Below are 15432 nucleotides of genomic sequence, written 5' to 3'. Positions count from 1 at the left end.
CCCCACGCTCACCGGACCTCAACCCGCTTGCCGTTCCACCTCGTTGACGATCCGCTCGCACAACTCGTGGGTGGCCAGGGCGTCCCCGGCGTCGATCACCTCGCCGGAGCGCACGGCGTCGAGGAAGGCCAGGGTGATCTGCTCGATGCCGCGCTGCCGGGCGACCGGCACCCAGTCACCGCGCCTGCGGAGCGTCGGCTGCCCCTTGTGGTCCACGATGTCGGCGAGGTTGAGCACCTGCCGCTTGGTGTCCGCGCCCATCACCTCGAGGACCTCCTCGGTGGAGCCGCTCATCCGGTTCATGATGCCGATGGCGGTGAAGCCCTCGCCGGACAGCTGGAGCACGACGTGCTCCAGCAGACCGCCGCGCGACCTGCCGGTCACCTCCACGCGGTCGACGGTCCCCGGCGCGAGGAAGCGCAGCGTGTCGACGACGTGGATGAAGTCGTCGTAGACGAACGTGCGGGCCTGCTCGGCCTGCCCGACGCGGTTCTTCTGGAGCACGATCAGGTCGCGCGGGTGGTCCAGGCACTGCGCGTACCCGGGCGCGTGGCGCCGGTTGAAGCCGGTCATCAGGCTCACCCCGCGCCGCCGCGCCAGGCCGACGAGCCGCTCCGCCTCCTCGACGTGGTACGAGAGCGGCTTGTCGACGTACGCGGCGACCCCCGCCTCGATCAGCCGTTCGGCGATCTCGGGGTGCGTCTCGGTCGGCGCGTGCACGAAGGCGGCGTCGAGGTCCTGGGCGAGGAGTTCGTCGAGGCTGGTGTGCCGGTGCGGGACGCGGTGGGCGTCGCCGACGCTGTCGAGCGTGCCGCGGGTGCGGGTGTGCAGGTGCAGTTCGATCCCGGGCTGCGCGGTGAGCACCGGCAGGTACGCCTTCCGCGCGATGTCCCCGAGCCCGATGACCCCGATCCTCAACGTCCCGTTCCCGGATGCCACTGAGCGCTCTCCCCTGCGTGCCGATGTCCTCGTATGCCCAGGTCAGCATACGGCGGGCGGAACGGCGCGGTGCGCGCCGGCCGGGCGGCGCCGGTTCGGACACCCGTGGGAAATCCTCTGGCGGGCGGCGGCCCGCGCCCCGATGATGGCCGCCATGACGACCCCGCACCTCCACCGCACCGACCCGCCCACCGTCGCCGGCGAACGCACCATGCTGGAAGCCTGGCTGGACTTCCACCGGGCCACCCTGGCCGTCAAGTGCGAGGGCCTGTCGGCGGACCAGCTGCGCACCGCCTCCACGCCGCCGTCCGGGCTGACGCTGCTCGGGCTGGTGCGGCACCTGACGGACGTGGAACGGGCCTGGTTCCGGCGCAGGCTGGGCGCGCAGGGCATCCCGCCGCTGTACTACACCGAGGACGATCTCGACGCGGACCTGCGCGTCGGCGAGGACACCGATCCCGAGGAGACGTTCGCGGTCTGGCGTACGGAGATCGAACGGGCCCGCGAAGTGGCCGCCGCCCGCTCGCTCGACGACACGGGCCTGAGCCGCGACGGCACACCGGTGTCGCTGCGCTGGGTCTACCTCCACATGATCGAGGAGTACGCCCGGCACAACGGCCACGCCGACCTGATCCGCGAGCGCATCGACGGCGCGACGGGGGAATGAGCCGAACCGCACCCCGCATCCCGCATGCGTACACCTCATCACACCAAAGATCACCCTTGCGGGGAATGTCCAACAAGCGCTTTATGCGGCAGAGTTACTGAGGTGCGCCGACTCCCCACGATGGCGGTGCTGGCGGCGGCCTCCGCCTCGGTTCTGACCGGGTGCGTGAGCGTCTCCCATGCGCCGGCTTCGTCCTCCTCCCGTTCCCGTCCGCCCGCGATGCCGCCTCTGCCGTCGTCCATGCCCATGCTGGAGCAGCAACCGGCCCGCGAGACGGTGACCACGACCGGCCTCGGCGGTCCCTCGGTAGCGGCGTCCGCGCCCGCGGCCGCGGACCGCTCGCGCTCCGGTGGGTCACCGGACGCTCCCGGCGAGCGCGGGGGCGTCGTGGCGCCCCCGGCTCCGGCGGCACAGCCGGCCGCCGGAGCACCCGCCCGCGAGGAGTGGCACCGGGCCCCGGCGGACGCCCGCCACCAGCGGTCGCGCGGCAGGCGTCATCACAGCGGAGGCGGCGGCGAACGCGTCGCGCCGCGTGCCCCCGCGGGCGGCGCCGACGTCTGCGCGCTGGGCGAGGCGTACGGCCACTGGGCGCCGGACAGCCCGGCGGCCCGCATCTGCCACCAGACTTACGGCGGGTGAAGGTCTACGCGGCAGGTGAAGGCCTACGGCAGGTGATCCGGCTCCGCGCCGGAGCCACCGCCGGTCACCGCGAGGCGTAGGTCGAGCCGGGAGATGGCCGCCCTGATGCCGTCGCCGTAGGCGTCGTCGCCCAGTGCGTCCGCGCAGGCCACCGCCCGGTCCAGGTGGGCGCGGGCCAAGCCGGGCTCGTCGAGCCGGTGGTAGTCGGCGGCCAGGTTCAGGTGCAGCGAAGGGTAGAAACCGCGTATCGACAGCTCCTCCTCGCCCCAGGTCACCCGGTCCTGTTCGACGGCGTCGGCGGCGCGCAGGGCCCGCAGGTCCCAGTCGAGCTCGTCCTCCGGATCGTCCTGGGTGTCGGCCATGTAGTGCGCGAGGGTGCAGCGGTGCAGCGGGGATCCGTGTTCGCCCAGCTCCTGCCAGAGCGCGGCGAAGCGGTCCCGGGCCTCCTCCCGGTCCCCGGCGTGCGCCAGCATGATCACCTGGCCGATGCGGGTGGTCATCGGGTCCTCGCCGTGCCCCGCGCGGGCCCGCCCGCCCGGCTCTTGCGTCCCCGTCATGACAGCAGCCTCCCTGATCGCGCGGTGGCCCGTCGGCCCCTGACCCGGTGTCCGCCTCCGACAGTAACCGCAGGGTCCGGCAAACCCCGGTCGGCGATCCCGCGATGTACGCCGGATCGCCGACCGGAGGCGGTCCGGTCCGGGGGCCTTCCCTGGTCGCAGGGGCGGTCCGGTGCGGGTGCCCGCCGCCCGGGCGCGCGGCGGGCACCCGCGCCGCCTCACGCGTTCAGGTCCGGGAGGCGCCAGTCGACCGGCTCGTGGCCCTGGGCCGCGATCGCCTCGTTGATCCGGGTGAACGGGCGGCTGCCGAGGAAGAGCTTGGCGGACAGCGGCGAGGGGTGGGCGCCCTGGATCACGGCGTGCCGCTCGGTGTCGATCAGCGGCAGCTTCTTCTTGGCGTAGTTGCCCCACAGCACGAACACCGCCGGGTCGGGCCGGTCGGCGACCGCCCTGATCACCGCGTCGGTGAACTTCTCCCAGCCCTTGCCCTTGTGCGAGTTGGCCTCGCCCTCACGCACCGTCAGCACCGCGTTGAGCAGCAGCACGCCCTGCCGGGCCCACGGCATCAGATAGCCGTTGTCCGGCACGGGGTAGCCGAACTCGGCGTTCATCTCCTTGAAGACGTTGCGCAGCGACGGGGGCGTGCGCACGCCGGGCCGCACCGAGAAGCACATGCCGTGCGCCTGGCCCTCGCCGTGGTACGGGTCCTGGCCGAGGACGAGCACCTTCACCCGGTCGTACGGGGTGGCCTCCAGCGCGGCGAAGACCTCCTCGCGGGGCGGGAAGACCTTGTGCTCGACGCGCTCCTTCTCCACGAACTCGGTCAGCTCCTGGAAGTAGGGCTTCTCCAGTTCCTCGCCGAGCACGGCCTGCCAGGACGCGGGCAGCATGTTGGGCACGTCGACAACCTCCGGTACGCGATCCGTCGTTCACCCCAGAACGTACCGGCACCCACTGACAGTCGGCGGACGAAGGGGGCGCGGCGCCGGTCGGCACCGCGCCCCTCGGCGTGCGTCCGTGACGCGGAGTCCGGGGTCAGGCGACCCCGGCGTGCAGGAACAGGCCGCCGTCGACCACCAGCGTCTGCCCGGTGATCCAGCCCGCCTGCTCGGACAGCAGGAACGCGGCGGCGCCGCCGATGTCCTCGGGCACGCCGAGCCGCTTCAGCGGGTATCCGGCCGCCGCCTCCTCCTCACGGCCCTCGTAGAGCGCGGCGGCGAACCTGGTCTTCACCACGGCCGGGGCGATGGCGTTGACGCGTACGCCGGGCGCGAACTCGGAGGCGAGCTGGAGGGTGAGGTTGACCATCGCGGCCTTGCTGATGCCGTACGCGCCGATGAAGGGCGAGGGGGCGAGCCCGGCGATGGACGCGATGTTGACGATGGCGCCGCCGTTCTCCTTCTGCCAGGCCCGGTAGGTCTGCTGGGCGAAGCCGAGCGCGGAGATGACGTTGGTCTCGAAGACCTTGCGGGCGACGTTCAGGTCGAGTTCGGCGATCGGGCCGAAGACCGGGTTGGTGCCCGCGTTGTTGGCGAGGAAGTCGACCCGGCCGAACGCCTCCATGGTGCGTTCGACGGCCTCGGCCTGGTGGGCCTCGTGGTGGGCCTTGCCGGGGACGCCGATGGCCCGGTCGGGGCCGAGGCGGTCGACGGCCTCCTTGAGCGCGTCCTCGTTGCGGCCGGTGATGCAGACCCGGTCGCCGCGGGCGACCAGTGCCTGCGCTATGCCGAAGCCGATGCCGCGGCTGGCGCCGGTGACGATCGCGACGCGACCGCTGTCGGGGGTGGTCATGGGTGGGGCCTTTCGGTCGCTGCGGCGTCAGTTGAGCGGGCCACCGGCCACGTACAGCACCTGGCCGGAGACGAATCCGGCCTGGTCGCCGGTGAAGAAGGCGATGGCGTTGGCGATGTCCTCGGGCTGCCCGACCCGCTGGACCGGGATCTGGGTGGCGGCGGCGGCCTGGAACTCCTCGAAGTCCATCTTGACGCGGGCGGCGGTGGCGGCCGTCATGTCGGTGACGATGAAGCCGGGGGCGACCGCGTTGGCGGTGACGCCGAACTTGCCCAGTTCGATGGCGAGCGTCTTGGTCAGGCCCTGCAGACCCGCCTTGGCGGTCGAGTAGTTGGCCTGGCCGCGGTTGCCGAGCGCGGAGCTGGACGAGAGGTTGACGATGCGGCCGAACTTGGCGTCGACCATGTGCTTCTGGACCGCCCGCGCCATCAGGAACGCGCCGCGCAGGTGCACGTTCATCACGGTGTCCCAGTCCGGGGCGGACATCTTGAACAGCAGGTTGTCGCGGAGCACGCCCGCGTTGTTGACCAGGATGGTCGGCGCGCCGAGTTCGGCGGCGACCCGCTCGACGGCGGCGGCCACCTGCTCCTCGTCCGAGACGTCCGCGCCGACCGCGAGGGCCCGGCCGCCGGCCGCGGTGATCTTCTCGACGGTGTCCTTGCAGGCCGCCTCGTCGAGGTCGAGCACGGCGACCGCGCGGCCCTCGGCGGCGAGCCGGAGCGCGGTGGCGGCACCGATGCCGCGCGCGGCGCCGGTGACGATGGCGACCCGCTGCTCGGGGGTGGGCTGCTCGGTGGTGGACATCTGCTCTCCTCGCCCTCGGATGCGGTCGACCCTATGAGCGACCGCTTAGTACGTCCAGCATGCGAAACCGTAGGAGCGTAGTGACCCAGTGTCAACGTCCCCGCGCCCGATGTGGCTCACCGCACGAGCAGGTCCAGCAGCCTTTCGGTCTCGGCGGCCGGATCCGCGGTCAGGCCGGTGTGGATCGGGCCGGGCTGGACGACCGTGCTGCGCGGCGCGGTCAGCCAGCGGAAGCGCCGGCCCGGGTCGTCCCCCGCCGCCTGCCCGGCCGTCTCCCCACCGGCGCACACGCACTCCACGGCGCGCAGCGCGGCCCGCACCGCCTCGACGTCGGCGGCCGGGTCCAGACAGCGCAGCCTCGCCTCGTCGAGGTGGATGCGGGCGGCCACGTAGGACCGGGCGCGGCAGTAGACCAGTACGCCCGCGTTGATCATCTCGCCGCGCTCCACCCGGGGCACGACGCGCACCACCGCGTACTCGAAGACGTCCCCACGGCTCATCGCGCGCCCCCGTCCACCGCGCCCTCGGCGCCCTTCGCCTCCGCGGCCTTGCCCGTCACCCAGACCTTCAGCCACTCCGGGGGCGCGGCGGCCTCGCGGGGCGGGGCGGAGAGCGTGACGCGTTCGTGGACGGTGGCGGCGCGGTCGGCGAGCACGTCCACGTAGGCGCCGCGCACGTCGTCGGGCCCGTCGAAGCCAGGCTCCTCCAGCAACCACTCGTCGGGGACCAGCGCGACGACCTCCGCCAGCAGTTCCCGGGTGACGCGCGGTGCCAGCTCGGCGGCGGCGTCCACCACTGCGGTGGGCGTGACGAAGCGGGACAGCGCGTGGTCGGTGGCGTCGTAGGGTCGCGGGGCGGACCCGCGCGCGCCGGGCCAGTTGTGGTGCCAGATCAGCGCGGCGCCGTGGTCGATCAGCCACAACTCGCGGTGCCAGACCAGCATGTTGGGGTTGCGCCAGGAGCGGTCCACGTTGTTGGTCAGCGCGTCGAACCAGATGATCCGGCCCGCCTCGGCCGCCTCGACGCCGAACGCCAGCGGGTCGAAGCCGACCGAGCCCGGCAGGAAGTCCATGCCGAGGTTGAGGCCGCCGCTGGCCTTGAGGAGGTCCTGCACCTCCGCGTCCGGCTCGCCGAGGGCGATCACCGGGTCGAACTGGAGGCGTACGAGGTCGGGGACGCGCAGGTCCAGGCGGCGGGCGAGTTCGCCGCAGACGATCTCGGCGATCAGCGCCTTGCGGCCCTGCGCGGCACCGGTGAACTTCGCGACGTACGTGCCCAGGTCGTCGGCCTCGACGAGCCCGGGGACCGATCCGCCTTCGCGCAACGGCGTCACGTAGCGGGTCACGATCACTTCAGGAAGCATCCGCCCAGGCTACTTGGGGTGCGGCCGGGTCGCGCACCGCGTTTCCCACGGGTGCGGCGCGGCGGATCCCACGCGACGTTGAACACACCGGGGGCAGGCCGCGTATGTAGGGGCGGCGTGTTACCCACCACGCCGCCGGGCGGCGAACCCCCCACGCCGCCCGGCTCCCTTCGTGGAAGGACGTCGCACATGGAGCAGACCCCCGGCACACCGGTCACCACGACCCGTCGCACCATGGTCGCGGCGGCGGGAGCGACCGGCCTCGCCGCCGTACTGGCCGCCTGCGGCGGATCGAAGGGCAGCAGCGCCGGCAGCTCGACGTCCGCATCCGGCGGCACGTCCCAGGGTTCCTCGGGCGGCACGTCCGGCGGGTCGTCCGGGACGGGCGGCGGCGCGTCCGGCGCCACGCTGGCGAAGACCTCCGACATCCCGGAGGGCGGCGGAAAGGTCTTCGCCGACCAGCGGGTCGTGGTGACCCAGCCCACGGCCGGGCAGTTCAAGGGCTTCTCCGCCGTCTGCACCCATCAGCAGTGCACCGTCTCCGAGGTCAAGGACGGCACGATCAACTGCCCTTGCCATGGCAGCAAGTTCCACATCGCCGACGGCAGCGTGGCCAACGGGCCCGCGAGCCAGCCGCTGCCGGCCGCACACATCACCGTGGCGAACGGCGCGGTGAAGCTGGGCTGACGCCCACTCATTTTCAGCGTCACAGCGGTCACGTCGCATTGCCGTAAGGGAGATCGACGCCACATCACGTCGCCGAGGCGATCATCCCCTCCCCCGCGCGTCCCAGTGCCCGTACCGCCGCGCGGATGGACGGCCTGCGGTCGGCGTCGGTGCGCCAGGCCGCGTACACGTGGCGGTGCATGGTGTCGCGCACCGGCACGACGCGCACCCCGTCGGGCACCGGGCCGCGCCCCAGCCGGGGGCTGACCGCCACCCCGAGCCCGGCCTCGACGAGCGCCATCTGCGTGGGGTGTTCGTCCGCCGCGTGGGACACCCGGGGCTCGACACCTTTCCCACGGAGGGTGAACAGCAGCCATTCACAGCAGAACTGCCCCTGCGGCCAGGCGATCCAGTCGTCGTCCGCCAGTTCCTCCAGGTCGACCCACTCCCGCCCGGCCACCGGGTGTCCCACCGGCACCACCACGTCCACCCGGTCGTCCAGCAGTGGCGCCTTGGCGAGCCCGTCCGGCAGCGGAAGCGGCTTGTTGTACCAGTCGAGGACGACGGCCAGGTCGACGTCCCCCCGCATCACCCGGGGGATCGCCTCGCCCGGCTCCATCTCCTGGAGGTACGCGCGCAGTTGGGGGTGGTCGCGGCGCAACGAGGCGAGCGCGCCGGGCAGCAGGCCGCGGGCGGCGGTCGGGAAGGCGCCGATGGTGAGCGTGCCGACCGCCGCGCCACGGTGCGCCTCCAGCTCGGCGTGCGCCAACTCGACCATCGACAGGATGCGTTCGGCGTGACCGGACAGCAGGCGCCCGGCGTCGGTCAGCCGCACTCCGCGCCCGTTCTTCACCAGCAGCTGCTGTCCGGTCTCCCGCTCCAGCTTTCCCATCTGCTGCGAGATCGCGGACGTGGTGACGTGGAGGATGTCCGCCGCGGCGCTGACCGAGCCGTGGGCGTCGATGGCATGCAGGATGCGCAGGCGGTCCAGGTTCAACATGTAAGGGATACTACGCTGTCGCTGCAACGAAAACTCGCTTGTTCTAAGAGGTTAGGGGCGTCACGCTGAGGCCATGACCGCCCCAGCCCACCCTGCCGCCCCGGCCCCGGCCGATCCCGTCCCCTCCGCCGCGGCGACCGCACCCGCCTCCGCCCCGGCACCCGCGCCCGCCTCTCTGGCGCCGTCCCCCGCCGTACCCGCCCCGCGCCGCCGGAAGATCGACTGGCGGATCCGCTTCGCCGCGCTCTCGCTCATCTGGGGCTTCAGCTTCCTGTTCATCAAGGTCGGCACCGAGGCGTTCGCCCCGCTCCAGGTCACCCTGGGCCGGATGGTGTTCGGCACGGCGGTGCTCGGCGCGGTGCTGCTGTTCCGGCGGGAGGGCCTGCCGCGCGGCGCGCGGGTGTGGGCGCGGCTGACGGTCGCCGCGTTCCTGCTGAACGCGCTGCCCTTCTCGCTGTTCGCGTACTCCGAGCTGACCATCCCGTCCACCGTGGCCGGGATCTGCAACGCGACGACCCCGCTGTTCAGCATGGTGCTGTCGCTGGTGGCGCTCTCCGAGGACCGGCCGACCCGGCGGCGGTTCGCCGGGGTGGCGATCGGCTTCGCCGGGGTGCTGACCGTGCTGGGCGTGTGGCAGGGGTTCTCCGGCCAGGACCCGGTCGGCACCGGACTGGCCCTGACCGCGGGGCTCAGCTACGCGGTCGGCTGGATCTACGTGCGCCGCACCCTCGCCGACGCCGGCGGCTCCAGCCTGTCGCTGTCGACCGGGCAGCTGCTCGCCGGCACCGTCCAACTCGCCGTCGTCACACCGCTGTTCACCTCCATGCCGCACGCGTTCCCGGTCACCTCGGTGCTGTCGGTGGTGGCCCTGGGCGCGCTGGGCACCGGCTTCGCCTTCCTCACCCAGTACGGCCTGGTCCAGGAGGCCGGTCCGACGATCGCCACGATGGTCACGTACCTGATCCCGGTCATCGCGACCGCGGCCGGCGCCCTGCTGCTGCACGAGCGGCTGACCTGGAACGAGCCGGTCGGCGCCGTGGTGATCCTCATCGGCGCGGCGCTCACCCAGACCCGCGCCCGGCGCCGTCGGCCACAGCACCCCGCCACCCCCACGCCCGACCCTCAGCCGTAACGCCCCGGCGCCCGGCCCTCAGCCGTAACGTCCCGCCGCCACCGGCCGCGCCGCGCTCGCGACGGCGTCCGCGAGCGGGACGATGTCGGCGGGGCCCAGCGGTGAGACGGTGATCCTGACGCCGGGGGCGGACGCCAGCCGGAACCGGGCGCCGGGCGCCACCGCCCAGCCGCCGTGCAGCAGCCCGGTGACCGCGGCCGTCTCGTCCGGCACCGGGACCCACACGTTCATCCCGCTGCGCCCGAAGGCCTCGACCCCGCGCTCCCGCAACGCCGCCCCCAGCGCGTCACGTCGCTCGGCGTAGGCGGCCGCCACCGCCTTCGGGTCGACCGCGCCGGTGCGCCACAGGTGGACCACGGCGTGCTGGAGGAGGTGGCTGACCCAGCCGGGCCCGAGGCGGTGCCGCCCACGGATGCGGTCGACGGTGAGCGGGTCTCCGGTGAGCACCGCGAGGCGCAGGTCGGGCCCGTACGCCTTGGCGGTGGAGCGCACCAGCATCCAGTGCGGCGTGCTGCCCGCCAGCGGGTGCAGCGGCTCGTCGACCAGGCCGTGCACGTGGTCGTCGTCGATGACCAGCACCTCGGGGTGGGCGGCCAGCACCTCCCGCAGCTCCCGGGCACGCTCCGCGCCGATCAGCGCGCCGGTCGGGTTCTGCCCGCGGTCGGTGACGACCAGCGCCCGCGCGCCCTGCCCGAGCGCCCGGCGCACGTCCTGCGGCAGCGGGCCGTCGTCGTCCACCCGGACCGGGACGGCGCGCATGCCGAGCGCGGGCACGATGTCGAAGACGCTGCCCCAGCCCGGGTCCTCGACGGCCACCGCGTCCCCGGGGCGCAGGTGCGCGACGAGCGCGCGCTCGATGGCGTCCAGCGATCCGGAGGTGACCGCGATCGGCCCGTCGGGCACGCCGTCCGCGTCGAAGGCGGCGCGGGCCAGCTCGCGCAGCTCGGGCAGTTCCGCCGAGCCGCCGTAGAGCGCGGGGTCGGTGGCATGGCGTCGGGCGGCGGCGGCGAGCGCGTCGCCGAGCGGTGGCAGCAGCGCGGCATCGGGGTTGCCGGTGGTCAGGTCGCGCGCGCCGGGCGGCACCGGGACGCGCGGCTCGTCGCGCGCGGTCGTGGCGGGCCTTGCCCGCACCCGGCTGCCGCGCCGTCCCGCCGTCTCGATGACGCCCCGGTCCCGCAGCAGCCGGTAGGCGGCGGCCACCGTGTTGGCGTTGACGGCGAGCCGCGCGGCGAGTTCCCGCAGCGGCGGCAGCGTGTCGCCGGGGTGCAGCGCGCCCGCGCCGACCGCCCGTTCGATGTCGGCCGCGATCTCCGTAGCGCGCCGACCAGTGATCCGATACTCTCCTAGCACAAAAGACATTATGCACTAGTTCAAAGTGACGAGGTTGAGGAGAACACGCATGTCCCAGGTCACCCAGGACCCGGCCGCCTCCGGCTCGACCGGCGCCTACCCGGCGACCGACCGCACGGTCCCGACCCGTTCGCGGGAACGGGCTTCGTGGGACCGCGAGTTGGTGCACTCCATCCTCGACGAGAGCTACATGTGCCACCTCGGGTTCGTCCGCGACGGCGCCCCCGTCGTGCTCCCCACGCTGTACGGCCGGGTCGGTGAGCGGCTCTACGTGCACGGCTCGACCGGCTCCCGTCCGCTGCGCGGCGCCGGGGCGGACGAGGGGCTGCCGGTGTGCCTGACGGTGACGCTGGTCGACGGGCTGGTGCTGGCCAGGTCCGCGTTCCACCACTCGGTCAACTACCGCTCGGTGGTGGTGCACGGCACGGCGCACCAGGTCACCGACCCCGACGAGCGGGCCCTCGCGCTGGACGCCATCGTCGAGCACGTCGTCCCCGGCCGGGCCGACGACTCGCGGCGCGCCAACGCCAGGGAGCTCGCCGCGACCGCGGTGATCCGCCTCGACCTGGAGGAGGTCTCGGCGAAGGCCCGCACCGGCGGCCCCGGCGACGAGCCCGAGGACGTCGCGCTGCCGTACTGGAGCGGCGTGCTGCCGGTGCGGCACTCCTACGGCGACCCGGTCCCCGCCGACGACCTCGACCCCGCGATCGCGGTGCCCGGCTACCTCGGCAAGCGCTGAGGCCCGACCACCTGAACGGAACGCACCATGCTGATCCACCCCTGGGACGCCGCGCTGGAGGAGGGCGAGTGGCAGGACTGGCTCGCCGTCCACGACTTCGGGCAGCTGGCCGTCAACGGACTGCCCGGTGAGCCGCCACACGTCCTGCCGCTGCACTTCGTCTACGACCACGAGCGCCGCGAGGCGGTCACCCATCTCGCCCGGCCCAACCCGGTCTGGGCGGCGCTGGAGGCGAATCCCGACGTCACGCTGAGCGTCGTGGACGACTACGTCTTCGTCCCCGGCCCCTGGCACGCGCCGGACGGCGTCCCGCCCGAGCACGGCACGCCGACGAGCTTCTACGCGGCGGTCCAGCTCCGTTGCGTGGCACACGTCGTGGACGACCCGCAGGCCAAGGCGGAGCTGCTGCACCGCCAGTTGGCGCACTTCCAGCCCGAGGGCGACTACGCGCCGGTGGCGCCCGGCCAGGAGCCGTTCGGCCGCATGCTGCCGGGCATCCGGGGCGTGCTGCTCGATGTCGTGGAGGTACGGGCCAAGTTCAAGTACGGCGGCAACAAGCCGCGTTCCATGCAGCTGTCCGACGCCGAGCGGCTTGCCGGACGCGGCGGGCCGCGCGACGCCGAGGCCCGCGCCCACCAACTGCGCAGGCTCACCGCGTCGGACGCGGACGCCTGACGAGCGCCGGGCGCCGGGCCGTGTGTGCCGCGAAGCGCACACGGCCCGGCCCGCTCCAGCCTTACGCGGACGCCGCCGCCCTGCGCGCGCCCACCGCGATCCGCGTCTCCGCGACCGCGAGTGTGGTGACCGCGCCCACCAGGATCGCCATGCCCAGCGCCATCGGGAGGGTCAGCCGCTCACCGAGCAGCGCGACCGCGATCGCGGCGGCCGCCACCGGCTCTATCAACGAGACCACCGACACGGTCGAGGCCCGCACGACCGTCAGCCCGGCGAAGAACAACGCGTAGGCGAGCGCGGTGGGCACCGTCGTCAGGTAGCCCAGCAGCTCCAGCGTCCGGCCCACGTCGTGGACGTCGCGCCACACGCCCTGCCACAACGCGATCGGCAGCAGGCAGACGGCTCCGATCCCGAACGACCACAAGGTCGTCTCCAGCGGGTCGCCGCCCGCCGCGTCCTGGCCGCGGCGGCGCGAGTAGAGCGTGATGCAGGCGTACGCGGCGGCCGACAGCAGGGCGAGGGCGACGCCCTCGGGCCGGACGGCGCCACGGCCGCCGCCCTCGCCGCCGAGGACCAGCACCATCAGCCCGGTGAGCGCGCCGAGCACGCACACCGTTCCGGCGCGGCCCAGCCGCTCCCCCGTCAGCAGCCGCCCGCCGAGGGCGACCAGGACGGGGCTCGCGCCCATGGTGACGACGGTGCCGACGGCGAGGCCGGTGGCCTGCACCCCGGCGAAGTAGGCGCTCTGGAAGACCGTCAGGCCGACGCCGGTGATCAGGATGTCGCGGGCCGGACGACGGCGGCGCGGGGCCGACGGCCTGGTGCGGCGCCGGTGGGCGTGGACCGGCAGCAGCAGCGCGAGGCCGCCGACGTAACGCCAGAAGGACAGCGCGATCGGGCCGATGCCGCTGTGGCGGTAGAGCAGGGACGCCGCCGCACCGGCGGTCCCCCAGGCGGTCGCGGCGAACGCGACGTAGAGCAGTCCCCGCCCGATGGGCAGGGTGGAGTGCGTGGACACGGGTGTTCTCCAACGGAAGGAGTGAGGTGGTCGCGTGATCCCGTGTGCGGACAGCGACGACCCGCCCGGCTACTCGCCGGGCGTCATCTTCCGTGAGCCTCGCCGCCGCGTCAGGCGGCGGGAGGCGGCAGAACGGCCTGGAGAACGCTTCGGTGCATGTCGGTGAGCCTAGGAGGTGCGGGCGCGGTCGGGCAACCGCCCGCCACCTGTGACGCCCTCGCCGGCGGCTTCGTCCGCGGCCTCCGCGGCGGCTTCTGCGGACTCCCCGATCGCCTCGTCTGCGGCCTCCCCGGCGGCGTTGCCGTGCGGAAGGGCCTCGACCACCGGGTCGGTGGCGGCCCCCGGCGTCGCCGTCTGGGCGATGAACGCGCCGATCAGGACGAGCGCGCCGCCCGCCATCTGCGGTGCGGAGAAGCGCTCGCCGAGCAGCACCCAGGCCAGCACGGTCGCCACGACCGCCTCCAGGCAGGCGACGACGCCCGCTACCTGCGGTGACAGCCGCCGCACCGACACCACACCGGTGAGGTACGCCAGCACCGTGGCGATCAGCACGATCCACGCCAGCAGCAGCCAGGCGGGCACCTGATCGCCGCCCATCGCCACGTGATGCGTCAGCACGTGCCAGCGCATCCCCCACGGCCGGGCCACGGCGGTCAGCACGACCGCGCCGATCAGCAGTCCGTAGGCGATCACGGCGAGTGGATCGGCCGCGTCCTCGCCCTCGCTGCCGTGCGCGGACAGCACGAAGTACCCGACCTGGCAGCAGGCGGCGCCCACCGCGAGCAGCAGCCCGACGGGGTCGAAGCTCAGGCCGTCCCACACCTCGACGACCCCGGCCAGTCCGACCACGGCCAGCACCACGCCGATCGCCGCCGACCTGCTGACCGCCTTGCGCTGGACGAACCGCACCCAGCCGAGCACCAGCGCGGGCGCCAGGTACTCCACGAGCAGCGCCACGCCCACCGGGATGCGCGAGATCGCCGCGAAGTAGCAGGCCTGCACACCGGCCACCGCCAACAGGCCGAATCCCACGAGCAGTCCGGGACGGCGGCGCAGCACACCACGGTGGCGCACCGCGACCGGCAGCATCACCAGCGCGGCCCCGGCCACCCGCAGCCACACCACGTGCAGGGGGTCCATGCCCGCCTGGATCAGCGGTTTGGCGGCCACACCGGACCCGCCGAAGGCGAGCGCCGAGATCAGTGCCGGTACGAGTGCGGCTCTCCTCCCCGGTATGCCCGAGGTCCCCGAAGTGCTGTCCATCGGGTCATCATGTCAGCCGGCAACAGGACCGTCACCCCGTTAGCCCCTGTCACGGAACGCCTGCGATCGCCACCGGCACCGGGTCGGCCCCGGCGGCCGGCATCCCGCGCACACGCGGGTCGGCTCAGGGCCACAACTCCCCGCGCCGCCACCCGTCGCCGTCGCGTACGTAGCGCAGCCTGCGGTGGAAGCGGTCGCCGCTGCCCTGGAAGAACTCCACCTCGTCCGGCCGCAGCCGGTGGACGGTGTGGCCCTCCGGGACCGCGTCCGGCGTGGCGGCCAGCACCTCCCGCGCCCTCGCCCGCCCCTCGTCGTACGCCTTGGCCCCGGCCAGCGGCGCGCTCATGGTCCCGGTGAAGCCCGCGACACGCGAGGCTTCGCCGCGGCCGAGGAAGTCGTCCCGGGCGTGCTGCCGGTCCAGGGCGGTCACCGGGCCCGCGGCGCGGATCTGGCGGCCGTGCGAGGGCCAGTACCAGGTCAGCGCGGCGTACGGATTGACGGCCAGTTCACCGCCCTTGCGGCTGGCGGCGTCGGTGGCGAAGTCGAAAGAGCACTCGGCCGGATCGAACCCCCGCAGCACCAGCACCCGCGCCGAGGGCCGTCCCGCGGCGTCGGCGGTGCTGAGCGTCATCACCTGCGGCTCGGGCACCTCGTCGTCCAGCGCGCGGCCGAGCCAGTCGGCGAACACCGGCCCGGGCCGCTCCCCCGCCGCCGCGGGATCGAAGCGCGGCAGCGGCCCGGCGAGCGCGGGCGCGCGGCGCAGCCTGGCCATGAGGTCGTCGACCACGGTGCGGCCCCTCGCGTTCGGCGTCACGTACGCGGTGATCCT

The 15432-nt window shown here is 73.7% G+C and carries 18 protein-coding genes; 6 read left to right on the top strand and 12 right to left on the bottom strand.

Annotated elements, in window-relative coordinates:
• Positions 1-18 precede the first annotated feature (18 nt).
• The gene (locus tag K7472_RS14010; RefSeq protein ID WP_222978028.1) at positions 19-918 is read right to left on the bottom strand and encodes a Gfo/Idh/MocA family protein; all 900 of its coding nucleotides are present in this window, start codon (positions 916-918) and stop codon (positions 19-21) included.
• A gap of 175 nt (positions 919-1093) precedes the next feature.
• On the opposite strand from K7472_RS14010, the gene K7472_RS14005 reads away from it, so the two are divergent.
• Complete coding sequence (locus K7472_RS14005; RefSeq protein WP_222977733.1) at positions 1094-1606, top strand: DinB family protein; 513 nt, start codon at positions 1094-1096, stop codon at positions 1604-1606.
• Between the two features lie 102 nt (positions 1607-1708).
• Positions 1709-2245 carry a hypothetical protein gene (locus K7472_RS14000; RefSeq protein WP_222977731.1) on the top strand — a complete coding sequence of 179 codons (537 nt, stop codon included), beginning with the start codon at positions 1709-1711 and terminating at the stop codon, positions 2243-2245.
• A 23-nt stretch (positions 2246-2268) separates the two neighbouring features.
• Here the strand turns inward: K7472_RS14000 and K7472_RS13995 are convergent, their stop codons facing one another.
• From K7472_RS13995 to K7472_RS13970, 6 genes are all read right to left on the bottom strand, one after another.
• Positions 2269-2802, bottom strand: coding sequence for a hypothetical protein (locus K7472_RS13995; protein WP_222977729.1), 534 nt, complete (start codon positions 2800-2802; stop codon positions 2269-2271).
• Positions 2803-3020: 218 nt separating this feature from the next.
• A complete protein-coding gene (locus K7472_RS13990) occupies positions 3021-3692 on the bottom strand; it encodes a uracil-DNA glycosylase (RefSeq protein WP_222978026.1) in 672 nt (223 codons plus the stop codon).
• Between the two features lie 145 nt (positions 3693-3837).
• Complete coding sequence (locus K7472_RS13985) at positions 3838-4593, bottom strand: SDR family oxidoreductase (protein WP_222977728.1); 756 nt, start codon at positions 4591-4593, stop codon at positions 3838-3840.
• A gap of 27 nt (positions 4594-4620) precedes the next feature.
• Positions 4621-5397: a 3-oxoacyl-ACP reductase FabG gene (gene fabG, locus K7472_RS13980; protein WP_222977727.1), complete on the bottom strand. Its 777-nt coding sequence runs from the start codon at positions 5395-5397 to the stop codon at positions 4621-4623.
• 116 nt (positions 5398-5513) lie between these two features.
• Positions 5514-5897, bottom strand: coding sequence for a DUF3037 domain-containing protein (locus K7472_RS13975; protein WP_222977726.1), 384 nt, complete (start codon positions 5895-5897; stop codon positions 5514-5516).
• Positions 5894-6760: a HipA family kinase gene (locus K7472_RS13970; RefSeq protein ID WP_222977721.1), complete on the bottom strand. Its 867-nt coding sequence runs from the start codon at positions 6758-6760 to the stop codon at positions 5894-5896. Before K7472_RS13970 ends, K7472_RS13975 begins: the two co-directional genes overlap by 4 nt.
• A 189-nt stretch (positions 6761-6949) precedes the next feature.
• Between K7472_RS13970 and K7472_RS13965 the strand changes: the two genes are divergently transcribed.
• The gene (locus tag K7472_RS13965; protein WP_222977719.1) at positions 6950-7447 is read left to right on the top strand and encodes a Rieske (2Fe-2S) protein; all 498 of its coding nucleotides are present in this window, start codon (positions 6950-6952) and stop codon (positions 7445-7447) included.
• Between the two features lie 64 nt (positions 7448-7511).
• On the opposite strand, the gene K7472_RS13960 is transcribed toward K7472_RS13965, so the two are convergent.
• A complete protein-coding gene (locus K7472_RS13960) occupies positions 7512-8426 on the bottom strand; it encodes a LysR family transcriptional regulator (protein ID WP_222977717.1) in 915 nt (304 codons plus the stop codon).
• Between the two features lie 73 nt (positions 8427-8499).
• On the opposite strand from K7472_RS13960, the gene K7472_RS13955 reads away from it, so the two are divergent.
• Positions 8500-9558 carry a DMT family transporter gene (locus K7472_RS13955; protein WP_222977715.1) on the top strand — a complete coding sequence of 353 codons (1059 nt, stop codon included), beginning with the start codon at positions 8500-8502 and terminating at the stop codon, positions 9556-9558.
• A gap of 18 nt (positions 9559-9576) precedes the next feature.
• Here the strand turns inward: K7472_RS13955 and K7472_RS13950 are convergent, their stop codons facing one another.
• The gene (locus K7472_RS13950; protein WP_222977712.1) at positions 9577-10908 is read right to left on the bottom strand and encodes an aminotransferase class I/II-fold pyridoxal phosphate-dependent enzyme; all 1332 of its coding nucleotides are present in this window, start codon (positions 10906-10908) and stop codon (positions 9577-9579) included.
• A gap of 49 nt (positions 10909-10957) precedes the next feature.
• On the opposite strand from K7472_RS13950, the gene K7472_RS13945 reads away from it, so the two are divergent.
• Positions 10958-11647 (top strand): pyridoxamine 5'-phosphate oxidase family protein, encoded by a 690-nt coding sequence (locus K7472_RS13945; protein ID WP_222977710.1) that lies wholly within the window; start codon positions 10958-10960, stop codon positions 11645-11647.
• Between the two features lie 27 nt (positions 11648-11674).
• A complete protein-coding gene (locus tag K7472_RS13940; protein WP_222977704.1) occupies positions 11675-12322 on the top strand; it encodes an FMN-binding negative transcriptional regulator in 648 nt (215 codons plus the stop codon).
• A gap of 61 nt (positions 12323-12383) precedes the next feature.
• On the opposite strand, the gene K7472_RS13935 is transcribed toward K7472_RS13940, so the two are convergent.
• The 3 genes from K7472_RS13935 to K7472_RS13925 all read right to left on the bottom strand — a co-directional run bounded on the left by K7472_RS13935 (position 12384) and on the right by K7472_RS13925 (position 15417).
• The gene (locus K7472_RS13935; RefSeq protein WP_308013906.1) at positions 12384-13340 is read right to left on the bottom strand and encodes a DMT family transporter; all 957 of its coding nucleotides are present in this window, start codon (positions 13338-13340) and stop codon (positions 12384-12386) included.
• 168 nt (positions 13341-13508) lie between these two features.
• The gene (locus tag K7472_RS13930; protein ID WP_222977703.1) at positions 13509-14603 is read right to left on the bottom strand and encodes an EamA family transporter; all 1095 of its coding nucleotides are present in this window, start codon (positions 14601-14603) and stop codon (positions 13509-13511) included.
• 124 nt (positions 14604-14727) lie between these two features.
• Positions 14728-15417, bottom strand: a complete 690-nt coding sequence (locus K7472_RS13925) for a pyridoxine/pyridoxamine 5'-phosphate oxidase (RefSeq protein WP_308013905.1) — start codon at positions 15415-15417, stop codon at positions 14728-14730.
• Between the last annotated feature and the right edge of the window lie 15 nt (positions 15418-15432).

This window comes from Streptantibioticus parmotrematis, assembly GCF_019890615.1.
In the GTDB taxonomy this organism is placed as follows: Bacteria; Actinomycetota; Actinomycetes; order Streptomycetales; family Streptomycetaceae; genus Streptantibioticus_D; species Streptantibioticus_D parmotrematis.
The sequence above is the reverse complement of the archived record's forward strand: the minus strand, read 5'-3'. Positions and strand labels throughout refer to the sequence as shown.

Excerpts from the sequence above, each read along its gene's own strand:
- K7472_RS13975 (WP_222977726.1), bottom strand. The coding sequence starts at position 5,897 with ATGAGCCGTGGGGACGTCTTCGAGTACGCGGTGGTGCGCGTCGTGCCC.
- K7472_RS13985 (WP_222977728.1), bottom strand. The coding sequence starts at position 4,593 with ATGACCACCCCCGACAGCGGTCGCGTCGCGATCGTCACCGGCGCCAGC.
- K7472_RS13990 (WP_222978026.1), bottom strand. The coding sequence starts at position 3,692 with ATGCTGCCCGCGTCCTGGCAGGCCGTGCTCGGCGAGGAACTGGAGAAG.
- K7472_RS13960 (WP_222977717.1), bottom strand. The coding sequence starts at position 8,426 with ATGTTGAACCTGGACCGCCTGCGCATCCTGCATGCCATCGACGCCCAC.
- K7472_RS13940 (WP_222977704.1), top strand. The coding sequence starts at position 11,675 with ATGCTGATCCACCCCTGGGACGCCGCGCTGGAGGAGGGCGAGTGGCAG.
- K7472_RS13955 (WP_222977715.1), top strand. The coding sequence starts at position 8,500 with ATGACCGCCCCAGCCCACCCTGCCGCCCCGGCCCCGGCCGATCCCGTC.
- K7472_RS13970 (WP_222977721.1), bottom strand. The coding sequence starts at position 6,760 with ATGCTTCCTGAAGTGATCGTGACCCGCTACGTGACGCCGTTGCGCGAA.
- K7472_RS14005 (WP_222977733.1), top strand. The coding sequence starts at position 1,094 with ATGACGACCCCGCACCTCCACCGCACCGACCCGCCCACCGTCGCCGGC.
- K7472_RS13965 (WP_222977719.1), top strand. The coding sequence starts at position 6,950 with ATGGAGCAGACCCCCGGCACACCGGTCACCACGACCCGTCGCACCATG.
- K7472_RS13995 (WP_222977729.1), bottom strand. The coding sequence starts at position 2,802 with ATGACGGGGACGCAAGAGCCGGGCGGGCGGGCCCGCGCGGGGCACGGC.
- K7472_RS13945 (WP_222977710.1), top strand. The coding sequence starts at position 10,958 with ATGTCCCAGGTCACCCAGGACCCGGCCGCCTCCGGCTCGACCGGCGCC.
- fabG (WP_222977727.1), bottom strand. The coding sequence starts at position 5,397 with ATGTCCACCACCGAGCAGCCCACCCCCGAGCAGCGGGTCGCCATCGTC.
- K7472_RS13930 (WP_222977703.1), bottom strand. The coding sequence starts at position 14,603 with ATGGACAGCACTTCGGGGACCTCGGGCATACCGGGGAGGAGAGCCGCA.